The 14,935-nt window shown below is 65.3% G+C and carries 14 protein-coding genes; 6 read left to right on the forward strand and 8 right to left on the reverse strand.

Translation table 11 applies throughout. The features are described from left to right. Positions 1 to 86 precede the first annotated feature (86 nt). Positions 87 to 1,313: an ABC transporter substrate-binding protein gene (locus HAP47_RS37920; RefSeq protein ID WP_173640402.1), complete on the reverse strand. Its 1,227-nt coding sequence runs from the start codon at positions 1,311 to 1,313 to the stop codon at positions 87 to 89. A 142-nt stretch (positions 1,314 to 1,455) separates the two neighbouring features. Continuing rightward, entirely contained in the window at positions 1,456 to 2,382 is a 927-nt protein-coding gene (locus HAP47_RS37925; protein ID WP_173640401.1) for a methyltransferase domain-containing protein, read from the reverse strand. Positions 2,383 to 2,514: 132 nt separating this feature from the next. On the opposite strand from HAP47_RS37925, the gene HAP47_RS37930 reads away from it, so the two are divergent. From HAP47_RS37930 to HAP47_RS37950, 5 genes are all read left to right on the forward strand, one after another. Further along, positions 2,515 to 3,573 (forward strand): ligase-associated DNA damage response exonuclease, encoded by a 1,059-nt coding sequence (locus tag HAP47_RS37930; protein ID WP_173640753.1) that lies wholly within the window; start codon positions 2,515 to 2,517, stop codon positions 3,571 to 3,573. Beyond that, the gene (locus HAP47_RS37935; protein ID WP_173640400.1) at positions 3,570 to 5,291 is read left to right on the forward strand and encodes an ATP-dependent DNA ligase; all 1,722 of its coding nucleotides are present in this window, start codon (positions 3,570 to 3,572) and stop codon (positions 5,289 to 5,291) included. The genes HAP47_RS37930 and HAP47_RS37935 overlap by 4 nt, the downstream gene beginning before the upstream one ends. A gap of 92 nt (positions 5,292 to 5,383) precedes the next feature. After that, the gene (locus tag HAP47_RS37940; protein WP_173640399.1) at positions 5,384 to 5,692 is read left to right on the forward strand and encodes a DUF6460 domain-containing protein; all 309 of its coding nucleotides are present in this window, start codon (positions 5,384 to 5,386) and stop codon (positions 5,690 to 5,692) included. A 23-nt stretch (positions 5,693 to 5,715) separates the two neighbouring features. Next, the gene (locus tag HAP47_RS37945; RefSeq protein WP_173640398.1) at positions 5,716 to 6,450 is read left to right on the forward strand and encodes an MBL fold metallo-hydrolase; all 735 of its coding nucleotides are present in this window, start codon (positions 5,716 to 5,718) and stop codon (positions 6,448 to 6,450) included. 114 nt (positions 6,451 to 6,564) lie between these two features. Next, positions 6,565 to 7,890 carry an MATE family efflux transporter gene (locus HAP47_RS37950; RefSeq protein WP_173640397.1) on the forward strand — a complete coding sequence of 442 codons (1,326 nt, stop codon included), beginning with the start codon at positions 6,565 to 6,567 and terminating at the stop codon, positions 7,888 to 7,890. A 93-nt stretch (positions 7,891 to 7,983) separates the two neighbouring features. Here HAP47_RS37950 and HAP47_RS37955 read toward each other — a convergent pair whose 3' ends face one another. Beyond that, the gene (locus HAP47_RS37955; protein WP_173640396.1) at positions 7,984 to 9,081 is read right to left on the reverse strand and encodes a quinone-dependent dihydroorotate dehydrogenase; all 1,098 of its coding nucleotides are present in this window, start codon (positions 9,079 to 9,081) and stop codon (positions 7,984 to 7,986) included. Beyond that, positions 9,078 to 9,422, reverse strand: a complete 345-nt coding sequence (locus tag HAP47_RS37960) for a DUF952 domain-containing protein (RefSeq protein ID WP_173640395.1) — start codon at positions 9,420 to 9,422, stop codon at positions 9,078 to 9,080. The genes HAP47_RS37955 and HAP47_RS37960 overlap by 4 nt, the downstream gene beginning before the upstream one ends. Positions 9,423 to 9,622: 200 nt before the next feature. On the opposite strand from HAP47_RS37960, the gene HAP47_RS37965 reads away from it, so the two are divergent. Then, positions 9,623 to 10,276 carry a S24 family peptidase gene (locus HAP47_RS37965; protein ID WP_173640394.1) on the forward strand — a complete coding sequence of 218 codons (654 nt, stop codon included), beginning with the start codon at positions 9,623 to 9,625 and terminating at the stop codon, positions 10,274 to 10,276. A 188-nt stretch (positions 10,277 to 10,464) separates the two neighbouring features. Here the strand turns inward: HAP47_RS37965 and HAP47_RS37970 are convergent, their stop codons facing one another. The 4 genes from HAP47_RS37970 to HAP47_RS37985 form a co-directional block, all read right to left on the reverse strand. After that, on the reverse strand, positions 10,465 to 11,250 hold the full coding sequence (locus tag HAP47_RS37970) for a class II aldolase/adducin family protein (RefSeq protein WP_231168657.1): 786 nt from the start codon (positions 11,248 to 11,250) through the stop codon (positions 10,465 to 10,467). A 212-nt stretch (positions 11,251 to 11,462) separates the two neighbouring features. Beyond that, complete coding sequence (locus tag HAP47_RS37975) at positions 11,463 to 13,103, reverse strand: lysine--tRNA ligase (RefSeq protein ID WP_173640392.1); 1,641 nt, start codon at positions 13,101 to 13,103, stop codon at positions 11,463 to 11,465. Positions 13,104 to 13,223: 120 nt separating this feature from the next. Beyond that, positions 13,224 to 14,246 (reverse strand): transporter substrate-binding domain-containing protein, encoded by a 1,023-nt coding sequence (locus HAP47_RS37980; protein WP_173640391.1) that lies wholly within the window; start codon positions 14,244 to 14,246, stop codon positions 13,224 to 13,226. 90 nt (positions 14,247 to 14,336) lie between these two features. Next, positions 14,337 to 14,927: an SCO family protein gene (locus HAP47_RS37985; RefSeq protein WP_173640390.1), complete on the reverse strand. Its 591-nt coding sequence runs from the start codon at positions 14,925 to 14,927 to the stop codon at positions 14,337 to 14,339. Positions 14,928 to 14,935 lie beyond the last annotated feature (8 nt).

The following is a 14,935-nucleotide window of genomic DNA, read 5'->3' on the forward strand; positions in this document are numbered from 1 at the left end:
AGCTCACACTGCCTGGTGGAGAGAGCCCCTCACCCCAACCCTCTCCCCGTAAGAACGGGGAGAGGGAGAAGAGAGAGCCTCTCCCCCTACTCCGTCATCGGCTCGCCCAAGAGGTCCCAGTCCTTGCCGTTGAAGATCGAGATATAGAGCGTCTTCATCGGCGTGTAGTCGTCGGGCGTATAGCTGTAGTTGATGCCGTCAAGGAAATAAGGCGAGTGGAAACCGGCGAGCGTGGTGGCGTGCTTCAGCACGTTGGCGCGGGTCAGATCGTCGCCGCAGCGGCGCAGGATTTCGCCCATCGTCGCCGCCTGGCCGTAGCCGGCGAAGGCGATGGTGTTGTCGGGATCGATGTTCGGCAGGTACTTCTTGCGCAGCTCCTCGAACGCGACCACATCCGCATCCTTCTCATAGCGGGGCACACCGACTTCCTTGTTGTAGCGGATCGCGACGATGTCCTTGGCGTTCTCGAGGCCCGCGGCGCTCAGGATCGAGCGGCCGGTCGAGCCCGCCGACAACAACTGCAACGGCTTCCAGCCGAGCTCAGCCACCTTGCGGATCGACTGCGACGTCGCCTTGCCGGTGGTGATGTTGTAGAACACGTCGGCGCCCGACTTCGAGAGATTGATGAGCTGGGAATCGACCGTCGGATCGGTGAGATCGTAGGTCTGCTCCATGATCACCTGTGCTTTGCCGCCGGCGTCGGCCAGCACCTTCTTGAACGGGCCGAGGAAGTCGCGGCCGAAATCATCGTTCTGGTAGAGGATGCCGATCTTGGCATTCGGCTTCACGCTGACGACGTGTTTCGCCAGGATGCGGGCTTCGGTCGGATAGAGCGGCAGACCCGCCATGGTCCATTTGAAATTCTTCGGGTCGTTCCACTTCGAGGCGCCGGTGTTCAGCAGCAATTGGGGAACGCCCTTGGAGTTGAGATATTTGTGTACGGCGGTCTGCGGTGCGGTGCCGAGCGAGCCATAGAGCGCCAGCACCTCTTCCTGCTCGACCAGGCGGCGCGTCGCCTCGACGCATTTCGGCGCGCTGTAGGCGTCGTCCATGGTGAGGAATTTCACCTTCCGGCCGTTGATGCCGCCCTTGTCGTTCAGCATCTGGAAATAGGCTTCGCCGACGCGGCCCAGCACGCCATAGAGCGAGCCGGGGCCGGAATGCGGCACGGTCTGGCCGAGCTTGATCTCGGTGTCGCTCGCCCCCGTATCGTACTTCTTGTCGGCGGCACGGACGAGCGGCGCGGGCAGCACGGAGGCTGCGATCACGGACAAAGCGGTGGCGCCGAACTCGCGCCGCGTATGTTTTTTCATTGGTTCTCTCCCTGAGGCGAAAAGCTCTCGCATTCCGCCCCGCGCCGGGCAAGCGCGAAGTCGCGGCTTTGCGGCGCAATGCCGCGTCACGGCAAATGCGTAGCGTGTAGACTCAAGTTTTCGCCTCGAAGAGACGGGTGCGTCACGGCTTGACGGCGACGGCGACAAGCCCGGGCGCCGGAATGTTGTCCTCATTGCGCGCCGAGAGATCGTCGAGCAGAGCCAGCGTCAGCCCCGCGGCGGCGACCGCGGCGCGCACGTAAGCTGCACTGTGGGCGTAGCGCAGCCCCTCGCCGATGATGACGCCTTCGCCGTCATGGGTCTCGGTGGTGAAGGCAAGCACGCCACCCACGACCAGCACGCGCGCGGCTTCGGCGAGCACGGGCGCGAGATCGGCGACATAGACCATCGCGTCCGCGGCGAGGATCAATTCGGCACTGGCGTCGGGCTTGCCCGAAATGCCCGTCAGCATGTCGTCGACCTCGAGCTCGGCATAGAGCCCGGTCGCGCGCGACTTGTCGATCATGCGCGGCGACAGGTCGATGCCGATGAATCGATCGACGTGCTGCGCGAATGCTGCGGCCGCCAGTCCGGTGCCGCAGCCGAGATCGATCGCGCGCTTGAAGAACGCCGGCTTCCTCGCTGAGGCGCGCACCGACAGCACCGCCTTGAACAACAGCGCCGGGCCGCGATAGCCGAGATCGCCGACCAGCGCGGCCTCGAAGCGCGGCGCATATTGATCGAACAGCGTCTGCACATAGCCTGGCGGCATTGCGCCGACGGCCTCGACGCCGAGCTGCATCAGGTGCAGGCCGGCGCCATGGCGGTCTTCGGGATCGGCATCGCGCGCGGCGCGGAAGGCTGCGATCGCGGCTTCACGCTGGCCGAGCTCGAGGCGGATCTTGCCCAGCGTGTACCAGGCCGACGGGAATTTCGGCACCAGCTCGATCGCCTGTTCGAGCAGCTCGGCGGCAGCCGGCAGATCGCCCTTCAATTGCAGGTCGCGCGCGAACTCGTAGCGGCGGTCGGCGACGAGGTCGCCGGAGGACAGAAACAGGCGGGGGGCCATTTTCTCTTAGGGAACCGATCTTGGCCAAGTCTGGCCGTCCATTAAAACACGGACTTTTTCCGAAGATGAATGCGCGGGTCAAGCCCACGCATGACGGTTAGGTATCGTGGAATCAATGCCTATATGTGCGGCATGCGCCCGCAAGACATCCTGATGCCCGTCCCGGCCGGGCTTTGCTGCAAGCCCGGCGGCTTCCACATCGATCCTGTCAGGCCAGTCGAGCGAGCCCTGATCACGCACGGCCATTCCGACCATGCCAGGCCGGGCCACGGCGCGGTGCTCGCGACCCAGGAAACGCTCGACATGATGCGGCTGCGCTACGGCGAGAACTTCGCCGGCTCAGTGCAGGCGGTCGCCTACGGCGAGGAGATCAGGCTCGGCGACGTCACGGTGACGTTTCATCCCGCCGGCCACGTCTTGGGCTCCGCCCAGATATCTGTCACCTGCAAGGATACAAGGATCGTCGCCTCCGGCGACTACAAGGACGCACGCGATCCGACCTGCGCGCCGTTCGAGCTGGTCCCTTGCGACGTATTCATCACCGAGGCGACCTTTGGCCTGCCGGTGTTTCGTCATGGCGATGCCGCCGATGAGGTGAAGAAGCTGCTGGCGTCGGTCAAGCTGTTTCCGGAGCGCGCGCACCTGGTCGGCGCCTATTCGCTCGGCAAGGCGCAGCGCGTGATCGCGCTGTTGCGCGAGGCGGGCTACGACGCGTCGATCTATCTGCACGGCGCGATGGAGAAGATCACTTCCTATTACCAGGAGCGCGGCATTCCGCTCGGCGAGCTCAGGCCTGCGCGTGGCATGAAGAAGGCCGAGCTCGCCGGCACCATCACGCTGGCACCGCCGAGCGCGACCTCCGATGTCTGGACGCGGCGCTTCCCCGATCCGGTCACGGCTTTTGCGTCGGGCTGGATGCGCGTGCGGGCCCGAGCCCGGCAGGGCGGCGTCGAGCTGCCGCTGGTGATCTCGGATCATGCCGACTGGGATGGGCTGACGGCAACGATCGCCGCCACCGGCGCCGGCGAGATCTGGGTCACCCACGGCCAGGAAGACGCGCTGGTGCATTGGTGCAAGAGCAAGGGCCTGTCCGCGCGGCCGCTCGATCTGGTCGGCTATGGCGACGAGGACGAGGGCGAGACGGCGGCGGTCACCGGCGAGGCCCAGTCCGCCGGCGAGGCAAAGGCATGAACCGCTTTGCCGAGCTGCTCGACCGGCTCGCATACGAGCCGGGCCGCAACAACAAGATCAAGCTGCTGGTTGGCTATTTCCGCGAGACCGAGGATCCCGACCGCGGCTACGCGCTAGCGGCGCTGACCGGCGCACTGTCGTTCAAGCACGCCAAGCCGGGCTTGATCCGCGACCTGATCACCGAACGCGCCGACCCGGTGCTGTTCGGCTACTCCTATGATTACGTTGGCGATCTCTCGGAAACCGTCGCGCTGATGTGGCCGAAGGCGGAGCTGCCGGGTCACAACAACCCGCCTCCTCCCACCCTCACCGACGTCGTCACCACGCTGCGCACGCTCGGCAAGGCCGAGCTGCCGGCGCAGCTGGCGCGCTGGCTGGACGAGCTCGACGAGACCGGGCGCTGGGCGCTGCTGAAGCTCGTCACCGGCGCGATGCGGATCGGGATCTCGGCGCGGCTGGCGAAGACCGCGGCGGCGGCGCTCGGCGATAAGGAACCGCACGAGATCGAGCTGATGTGGCCCGGGCTGTCGCCGCCCTATCTCGACTTGTTCGCCTGGCTCGAAGGCCGCGGCGACAAGCCGGTCAATCGTGATCCGACGCCGTTCCGCCCGGTGATGCTGGCGCATGCGATCGAGGATAGCGATTTCGCCAATCTCGACGCCACCGATTTCAGCGCGGAATGGAAGTGGGACGGCATCCGCGTGCAGGCTGTCGCCGGCCGCGACGCGCGCGGCCACATCCAGGCGCGGCTCTATTCGCGCACCGGCGAGGACATCACCGGCAGCTTCCCCGACCTCGTGCCGTCGCTGCATCTGCAAGATACTCTAGATTTGAAGCATGATGACTCCCGAAAACCGTCGCTTCACACTTTTCGGCATCATGCTTCATTCGCGATCGACGGCGAATTGCTGGTGCTGCGCGATGGTCGCGTGCAGACCTTCAACGTGTTGCAGCAGCGACTGAACCGGAAGGTGGTTTCGCCGAAGCTGATCAAGGAATTTCCGATCCATCTGCGCGCCTACGACCTGCTCGGCGACGGCGAAAACGATCTGCGCGAGCTGCCCTTCACCGAGCGGCGCGCGCATCTCGAAGCCTTCGTCGCCAGGCTGAACGATCCGCGCATCGATCTGTCACCGACGGTCCCGTTCGCGAGCTGGGAAGAACTGGCCGCAGCGCGCGCCGATCCAAAGAGCGCCGGCGCCGGCGACGATGCCGACGCGGTCGAGGGCGTGATGCTGAAGCGGCGCGACGCGCCCTACCTGCCCGGGCGGCCAAAAGGCCCATGGTGGAAGTGGAAGCGCGATCCGCACATCATCGACGCGGTGCTGATGTATGCCCAGCGCGGCCACGGCAAGCGCTCGTCCTATTACTCCGACTACACGTTCGGGGTCTGGACCCGTGGCGATGCCGGCGACGAGCTGGTGCCGGTCGGCAAGGCCTATTTCGGCTTCACCGACGAGGAACTGTTGCAGATCGATCGCTTCGTCCGCCGCAACACCACCGAGAAGTTCGGCCCGGTCCGCCATGTCGTGCATGAGCCGGATCAGGGGCTGGTGCTGGAAGTCGCCTTCGAGGGCCTGCAGCGCTCACCGCGTCACAAATCCGGCGTCGCGATGCGCTTTCCCCGGATCAGCCGCCTGCGCTGGGACAAGCCGCCGCGCGAAGCCGACCGGCTGGAGACGCTTGAACGGATGTTAATCTCCATGACAGGAAGTTAAACCCGAAGCGCGCATGGCAGCCATTGATCGCGGCTCGCGGGTTTCCCATGTGCTGCGCCGTGACCTATAATGCATTCCGCCAGGAGAGAACGATGCCGAACGACGTCAGGGACTTGCCGGCCGGTAGCCAGAGCGATGGCCTGTACCGCTTTCTCGGCGGATCGCCGCTCTCGGTGGCGTTCCGGCTGATCCTGCTCTCGATCCTGGTCGGCGTCGTGCTCGCCGCGATCGGCCTGGACCCGTGGAACATTCTGTACAGCATCCGCAGGCTGTTCCAGAGCATTTGGGATTTCGGCTTCGATGCGATCAACTGGGCGTGGCGCTACTTCCTGCTCGGCGCGGTGATCGTGATCCCGATCTGGCTGTTGTCGCGGCTGTTCGGCGCGCCGCGCGGCCGCTGATCGCAAAGGAAAGCTCGCAGCCGATGCAATTGCGATTTGTCGGCTGCGGCGATGCGTTCGGCTCCGGAGGCCGCTTCAACACCTGCTTCCATGTCAGCGGCGAGCGCATCAACTTCCTGATCGACTGCGGCGCCTCCTCGCTGCCGGCGCTGAAGCGGCTCGAGATCGACCGCGACGCGATCGACCTGATCCTGATCACGCATTTCCACGGCGATCATTTTGCCGGCCTGCCGTTCTTCCTGCTCGACGCGCAATTCTCCCGCCGCACCCGGCCGCTGGTAATCGCCGGACCCGAAGGAATCGAAACGAAATTGCCAGAGGTGATGGAGGTGATGTTCGAGCATTCCTCCAAGACCAGACAGCGCTTCGATCTGTCCGTCGTCACGCTCGTACCGCACGAGCGGCGCAGCTTCGGCGAGGTGAGCGTGACGCCCTACCCTGTGGTGCATGGCGAATCCGGCGGGCCATTTCTCGCCTATCGCGTCGAGGCGGAAGACCGCGTCGTCTGTTACAGCGCCGACACCGAGTGGACCGACGCGCTGATCCCGGCCGCGCACAACGCCGACCTCTTCATCGCCGAAGCCTATACCTACGACAAGATGGTCAAGAACCATCTCAGCCTGAAAACGCTGGAAGCGCATTTGCCGGCGATCAACGCCAGGCGCGTGGTGCTGACCCATATGAGCGACGACATGCTCGGCCGCGTCGACAACCTGCCCTACACGGCGGCGAGCGACGGCATGGTCGTGGTGTTCTGACCATGCCATGCCTCGTCGGCCGCCCCTCCGCCACCGCATTGCTCTGAGTACAATTCCAGCATGGTCGCGCTACGGATGTCGCGATAGAAGCGCATATTCCATGCAACTGTAGCCATGCACGCACCCATCCACCCGAAGATCACCACCCGCCAGGTGTTCGCCATCGCCGGTCCCGCGATGGTCGCCAACCTGACCACGCCGCTGATCGGCATCGTCTCGACCACTGCGATCGGCCGCCTCGACGATGCCGCGCTGCTCGGTGGGGTGGCGATGGCCTCGGTGATCTTCGACTGCCTGTTCTGGCTGTTCGCTTTTCTGCGCATGAGCACGCTGGCCTTCACCGCGCAGGCGCAGGGCGCGGGCGAGCCGCAGGAATATGCCGCGATCCTGGTGCGCGGCTTCATCGTCGCCGGCCTGATCGGCGCTGCGCTGATCGTGCTGCAGGTGCCGCTCGCCGCCGTCACATTCCACCTGATGGGCGGCAGCGAGGGCGTCACGCGCGCGGCCAAGAGCTATTTCATGATCCGGATCTGGTCGGCGCCGCTGGCGCTCGCCAATTACGTCATCCTGGGCTGGCTGGTCGGGCAGGCGCGCGCCAATCTGGCGCTGGCGCTCCAGATCGTGATCAACCTGATCAACATGGCGGCGACCGTGCTGCTGGTGCAGGTCTACGGCGCCGGCATCGCCGGTGCCGCGATCGCCGCCGTGCTTGCCGAGACGACCGGTTTCGCCGTCGGCATCGTGGTGGCGTGGGGGATCTCGCAAGCAGGCTTTGCGGTTCCTGCGGCCACGCTGTTCGACCGTGCCAAGCTGATGCGCATGCTGGCGGTCAACCGCGACATCATGGTCCGCACCGCGGCGCTGATCGTCGTGTTCCTGTTCTTCACCGCCAAGGGCGCGCGCGAAGGCGACGTGACGCTGGCAGCGAACTCGGTGCTGAACAATTTCCTGCTGGTGAGCGCCTTCTTCCTCGACGGCCTCGCCAACGCCGCCCAACAGCTCTGCGGCCGCGCCTTCGGCGCGCGCGACGCACGCGGCTTTGCCGATTCGACCCGGCTGGTGCTGCTGTGGGGTATAGGCTTTGCACTTGTCGTCTCGGTGCTGTTCGCGCTGTTCGGACCGGCGCTGATCAACCTGATGACGACAAGCGAGGACGTGCGCCGCTATGCGCGAGAGTTCCTGGTGTTCGTGATCCTGGCGCCCTTGCCCGGCGTGTTCGCGTTCGGCTTCGACGGCATCTATGTCGGCGCGACCTGGGCGCGCGAGATGCGCAATTTGATGCTGGCCTCGCTCGCGCTCTTCCTCGCCGCCTGGTGGGCGCTCAGCTCGTTCGGCAACACCGGGCTGTGGATCGCGCTGCTCGGCTTCTACGTCGCGCGCGGCGGCCTGCAGGGCCTGCGCTATCCGGCGCAGTTCAGGAAAACGTTCAAGACTGCGTAGCTCTGTAGCCCGGATGCGGCGAAGCGAAATCCGGGACCCTATCCGCGGTGAGGCTGTCCCGGATTGCGCTTCGCTTCGTCCGGGCTACGGCAATTACCTGACCGGCCAATCCTCGGCCGTGATGGTCGCAGCATCGGCGCCGACGATTTCCGACAGCGAGTCGCGGCCGGTGCGCAGCAGGGTCGAGGACAGATCGCGCTTGATGTCGTCGACCAGTCCGATGCCCTTGTAGACCAGCGAGGAATAGAGCTGGATCAGGCTGGCTCCGGCGCGGATCTTGGTCAGCGCGGCGCCGCCGCTATCGATGCCGCCGACGCCGATCAACGGAAATGCACCTTCGACGCGGACATAGGTCTCGGCGACCATCCGCGTCGAGAGACGGAACAGCGGACGGCCCGACAAGCCACCCTGCTCCCTGGCCCGGTTCTCCTCGCGCAAGGTCGAGGGACGCGCCAGCGTGGTATTGGCGACGATCATGCCGTCGACGCGCCGCGAGCGGGCGATGTGCACGACATCGTCGAGTTCGGTGAGGCTCAGATCCGGCGCGATCTTCAGCAGCACCGGCGAATCGCCGGCGTTCTTGCGCACACGCTCGCGGGTATCGATCACCCGCGCCAGCAGATCGTCGAGCGCCGCCGATTGCTGCAGATTGCGCAGGCCCGGCGTATTCGGCGAGGAGACGTTGACGGTGAAATAGCTCGCGACCGGGGCAAACGTCTCGATCAGCTTCACATAGTCGGCGACGCGGTCGGTCGAATCCTTGTTGGCCCCGACATTGACACCGATGATGCCGCCGCCGCTGGCGCGCGCGGCGAGCCGGCGCAGCACGGCTTCCGCGCCGTCATTGTTGAAGCCCATGCGGTTGATGACGGCCTCGTCGCGCTCGAGGCGAAACAGCCGTGGCCGCGGGTTGCCGGCTTGCGGCTTCGGCGTCACCGAGCCGATCTCGACAAAGCCGAAACCAAGCCGCAGCAGCGCGTCGGGCACCTCGGCGCTCTTGTCGAAACCTGCCGCCATGCCGATCGGGTTCGGAAAGTTCAGCCCGAAGGCGCGCACCGCGAGCTTGGGATCATCCGCCCGCTGCCGGATCGGCGGCAGCAGCTTCAAGCCCTGGATCGCCATGCGATGGGCATCTTCGGGATCGAACCAGCGCAGCAGCGGCAGCGAGAAGGCGTCGAAGGCGCGGATCACGGCTTGAGCTCCGGAACGTCGTGGCCGCCGTCGGAGCGCGCGCGAAGGCTGAGGATTTCGGTGACCGCGCCGAGGTCGAGTTCGCCATAGAGATGCGGGAACAATTCGTCATTGCGCGAGCGTTCCCAGCGCAAGGCGTCGCCGAGCGCATCGGCATCGACCGCGACCAGGAACAGGCCGGTTTGCCCGTGGTAGTGCTTGCGCGCGGTCTCGGCCACCTGGGAGGCGGTGGAAAAATGAATGAAGCCGTCGCGATGGTCGTCCGCACTGCCCCGGTAGACGCCCTGCCGCTCGGCCTCGCGCCAGGCCGAAGCGGGGGTGATTTTGTAGATCATAGGCACGGCCCGGCCTTCCCTTTTGTCCTTGAGTCTCTTGGGGTTTTATCCGGATTTGAGGGGAAATGCCCCGGACGCCATATGGCGAGCGAGGGACCGTATCGGCGGCAGCGGTGCAACTCAAGCGGTGCCGGGACACATCCGGCGGCAGATTTGCGGAAATGCCAGGTTTCAGGTAATAATTCCTACCATCCGGGGTATCCTCGATGGCCAAACAGTCCAAAGCCGCCCGACCGCTGACCCACGCGCAGGTCTGGGCCGCGCTCGACCGGCTCGCGGAACGCGCCGGCCTGTCGCCGTCCGGCCTTGCCAAGCAGTCAGGTCTCGACCCCACCACCTTCAACAAGTCCAAGCGCGTGACCGGCGACGGGCGTGAGCGCTGGCCATCGACCGAATCGCTCTCCAAGGCGCTGGCCGCGAGCAATGCCAGCATGGAGACCTTCGTGCAGTTGCTCGGCGATGGCCCGCGCGCCTGCCAGTCGGTGCCGTTGATCGGCTTCGCGCAGGCCGGCGCCGGCGGCTATTTCGACGACAGCGGCTTTCCCGCCGGCAAGGGCTGGGATGAAGTGGCGCTGCCGGCGACCACCGACGAGCACGCCTATGCACTGGAGATCGAGGGCGACTCGATGAAGCCGGCCTATCGCGAAGGTGACATCATCGTGGTGTCACCCGCGACCGCGATCCGCCGCGGCGACCGCGTCGTGGTGCGCACAACCGGCGGCGAGGTGATGGTGAAGGAACTGAAGCGACGCACCGGCAAGGTGCTGGAACTGGCATCGCTCAATCCGGAGCACCCCGACCGCATGCTCGACGCCGAGGAGGTCACGTGGATCGCGCGCGTCGTGTGGGCGAGCCAGTAGCCAGGCCGGTCGATCACCACATAATCGGTGTCGTCCCGGGCAAGCGAAGCGCGACCCGGGATCCATAACCACCGCACGTCCTGCTGGAGAAGGCTGGGGCCACAGCCTGCTCTAACAACCGAACCCTGTGGTAATGGGTCCCGGCTTTCGCCGGGACGACAGCGGAGGTTGGAGCGCCGTCCGAGCCCCTACGTCGCGTAGTCTGGCTCCTTGCGGTCCAGCATCCGCTTCAGCGCATCGAAATGCCGCTGCGCCGGGCTCGGGCCGTTGTAGAGATGGTCGTCGCGGAAATCGCGCTTGGTCTTCTCCACCACATGCTGCGGCAATTGCTTGAGCGGCTGTTGGGTCCACATCGCATAGATCTGCACCTGCGCGGCGCGCTCGATGTAATAGAGCCGGTCATAAGCGTCGGCGACGGTCTCGCCGACGGTCGAGATGCCGTGGTTGGCCATGAACAGGATGGTCTTGTTGCCGATCACCCTGGCGAGCCGCGCGCCTTCCTCGGGATCCAGCGCAGGGCCGGTGTAGAGATCGTCATAGGCGATCGCTTCCGACAACCCGACCTCCGTCTGGCCGATCTCCTTGATGCGCGGATCCTCGAGCCGCGTCAGCGCGCTCGCATACGGCATATGGGTGTGGAACACCGCCTTGGCCTGCGGCAGCGCCTTGTGGATCGGCGCATGGATGCAATAGCAGGAGCGCTCGACCTCACCCTCGCCGCGCTTTACGTCGGCATCGTCGATGCCGACCTCCATGAAGGACGACGCGGTGACCTCCGACCAGTGCATGCCGAACGGGATCTGGTAGTAGCGGTCGGTGCGGCCGGGCACCACGAAGGTGAGATGGTTGAAGATGCCTTCCGAAAACCCGTGGATATAGGCGAGCCGATGCGCGGCCGCGAGATCGACCCGCGCCTGCCATTCCTCGGCGCTCGAACTGTCCCGCAGCGATGTCGGCGAAACCCTGAACTGCATGCGCATGCTCCCATCTGTGCCGGCCTCTCGGCGGAGGCCGTGCTGATTTTATGAAACAGAGTGTAGCGTAATCCGGCCGCGGCCTCCGCTGAAAATGCCGCTGGCCAGCCATCCGGATTTTGCGGGCTTGTCGCCGCAACCACCCCTGTCGTCCCGGCCTGGTGCGCAATTGCGCACGGGAGCAGGGACGACAACAGTCAGAGTCCATCGAACTACGACGACCGCGCCAGCGCGCCGTCGATCATGTTGACGGCGTTCTGCACGCCGTAGACCGCGACGAAGGAGCCGAAGCGCGGGCCCTTCTCCTGGCCGAGCAGCACCTGGTAGAGCATGTTGAACCAGTCGAGCGAGACGCCGGGACGGCCGTCCTTGCCCTTCTTGACCATGTCGAGGAACGGCTCACGGCGGCCGATCTCGTAGACCACGTTCTGGATGTCTTCCGCGGTCGCGTCAGCCGGCATGTTGGCAAGCGCATCGCGCAGATCCTGCAGCGCGGCGCGCTCAGCTTCGGTGGGCTCGCGGAACTGCTTGGTCGGCGCCACGAAGTCGCGATAGTAATTGATGGCGTAGCCGACCATCGCGTCGAGCTTCGGATGGGTCTGCGGCGTCACGCCCGGACGATAGCGGCCGATGAAGCCCCACAGCGTCTCGGCATTCTCCGCATTCGACGACGACACCAGCGTCAGCAGCAGCTGGAAGGTGACGGGCATGTCGGCCTGGGGCGGCTTGCCGGAGTGGATGTGCCAGACCGGATTTTGCAGCTGCTGCCGCGCCTCCTGCCGCGTGAAGCCGTCGAGGAACTGCTGATAGTCGTCGACATTGCGCGGGATGACGTCGAAATAGAGCCGCTTAGCCGCCTTGGGCTCGCGATACATGAACAGCGACAGCGATTCCGGCGATGCGTAGCGCAGCCATTCGTCGATCGTCAGCCCGTTGCCCTTCGACTTCGAGATCTTCTGGCCCTTCTCGTCGAGGAACAGCTCGTAGTTGAAGCCCTCGGGCGGTGTGCCACCGAGCGCCGAACAGATCTTGGCGGACAGCTTCACCGAATCGATCAGGTCCTTGCCGGCCATTTCATAGTCGACGCCAAGCGCATACCAGCGCATCGCCCAATCCGGCTTCCATTGCAGCTTGCAGCGGCCGCCGGTGACGGGAACGGTGACGCTCTCCTTGGTCTCGGGATCTTCGTAGGAGATGGTGCCGGCCTTGGCGTCGTGCGCCGTCACGGGCACGTAAAGCACGAGGCCCGTGCGCGGACAGATCGGCAGGAACGGCGAGTAGCTCGCCGCGCGCTCCTCGCGCAGCGACGGCAGCATGATCGCCATCACCTTCTCGATCCGCTCCAGCATGCGCAGCAACGCGGCATCGAACCGGCCGGAGGTGTAGTACTCGGTCGAGCTTGCGAACTCGTAGTCGAAGCCGAACTGATCGAGGAACGCGCGCAGCCGCGCATTGTTGTGCTGGCCGAAGCTCGGATGGGTGCCGAACGGATCGGGCACCTTGGTCAGCGGCTTGCCGAGGTGCTGCGCCAGCAATTCCTTGTTCGGCACGTTGTCCGGCACCTTGCGCAGGCCGTCCATGTCGTCGGAGAAGGCGAGCAGGCGCGTCTTGATCTTGTCCTCGGTCAGCACGCGGAAGGCGTGGCGCACCATCGTGGTGCGCGCGACCTCGCCGAACGTGCCGATATGCGGCAGGCCCGAGGGGCCGTAGCCGGTCTCGAACAGCACCTCGTCCTTCGGATTTTTCTTCAGCCGCGCCACAATCGCTTTCGCCTGCTCGAACGGCCAGGCGTTGGATTGTTCGGCGAGCGCCCGCAGGTCGCTCGGGCTGGCAGCAAGATCAATCACGGACATTTCTTCAGGCTCTCTCCAAAAAGGCCGCGAAAACTAACGCTTTCGCGGCAAAATGCAAAACAACGGGAAGTTCTTCGTCATTCCGGGGCGACGCGCAGCATCGAACCCGGAATGACGAATTCAGAACGGGCTGATCGAGAAATAGCGCAGCCACAGATCGGTGAAGCGGCCTTTTTCCCAGATCCGGAACAGCGCCCAGTTCAGCGACTGCCGGAGCAGATCGTTGCCCTTGCGCACGGCGATGCCGACGCCCTCGCCGAAATAGCGGCTTTCGACAAAGGGGCCGCCCGAGAACGCGCAGCATTCGGCGGAATCGGTGCCATTGATCCAGAACGCGAGCGAGATCGCATCGCCGAAGATGAAGTCGACCTCGCCGCGGCGAAGCGCAGCGCGCAGCGCGTCGTTATCCGGATAGGAGTGGATCTCGGCGTCGGTGAACATCGCCTTGAGGTAGGCCTCGTGCGAGGTGCCGGCGATGACGCCGACCTTCTTGCCCTCGAGATATTCGGGGCGGATCTCCGGCATCACGTTGTCGCGGCGCGACACGAAGCGCGCCGGTGCGCGATAATAGGGATCGGTGAAATCGAGTTTGGCGCGCAGCTGCGGGGTCACGGCCATCGACGCGATGATGGCATCGCCCCGGTTGGTCGCCAGCGCATCGATGAGGGTCTCGAAGCGGCGCATCTGGATGGTGCAGGTGACCTTGATCTCGTCGCAGAGCGAGCGCGCCAGGTCGACATTGAAGCCGGCGGGATTGCCATCCGGACCGGTGAAATTGAACGGCGGATAGTCGGTCTCGGTCAGGAAGCGGATCACGGTGAGACGCGACAGGTCCGGCCGATCCGGCCGCCGCCGCGGGTCCCAGAAGCCCGGCACCGCCTGCGGCGCGGCCTCGGCGGCCTTGGGCGGCTGATTCGGGGCCGACGGGGCGGCCGCTGCCGGGGGTGTCGCGGGCACCGTTTGTGCAGGGGCAGGCCTGGCGGGTTGAGCCGGTGCAGGAGCCGCCTTGGGCGCCGCCGGTGCCGGGGGCGTCTGTGCGATCGCGGGCCCCGCCATGGCCAGCACGACGGCCGCCATCATTGTCGCGGCCAGGCGAAGCTGGCGCGGGCGGACGGCAAAAGGCTGGGCAGGCGGATTTGGCATAACCGGCAATATCAGGAAATTGAACGGCTTATAGACCATCCGGCGCGTGATGCGAGCGCCGATTGGGTTAATTCCGAACCGGATCAGCGGTTAGAGATACCGTTTGAGATCGGTCGCCGCCTCTTCCGGCGTCCGTTTCAGATTGAACGGCGCGACGAAATGGCCGTCGCGGTCCATCAGATAGATCAGCGCGGTGTGATCCATCGTGTAGTCGCCATCCTTCAGCGGCACCTTCTTGGCGTAGACCCGGTAGCTCGACAGCACCTTGGCGATCGCGGCGGGATCGCCGGTCAGGCCCTTGAGGTGCGGATCGAAGCTCGAGAGGTAGTCCTTCATCGCCGCGGCGGTGTCGCGTTCCGGGTCGACCGAGACGAAATAGGCATTCACGCGGTCGGCGTCCTTGCCCATCGCCTTCAGGACCTCGGAGATCTCGAACAGCGAGGTCGGGCAGATGTCCGGGCAATGGGTAAAGCCGAAGAAGATCAGCGTCGGCTTGCCCTGGAGGTTCTTGTCGGTGACGGTCTGGCCGGATTGGTCGGTAAGCTGGAACGGCCCGCCGATCGCGGCTGGCGCGGCGACGGTGCGCAAGCCGCCGACCGCCCACAACATGAGGAACAGGCCGACCGCCAGACTGCCCGCGAAGGCAGCAAAGATCACCAATGGGCGCGTGGTCCGGGGCATGATGCGAG

Origin of the sequence: Bradyrhizobium sp. 41S5 (assembly GCF_011516665.3) — a bacterium.
GTDB classification, from domain to species: domain Bacteria; phylum Pseudomonadota; class Alphaproteobacteria; order Rhizobiales; family Xanthobacteraceae; genus Bradyrhizobium; species Bradyrhizobium quebecense.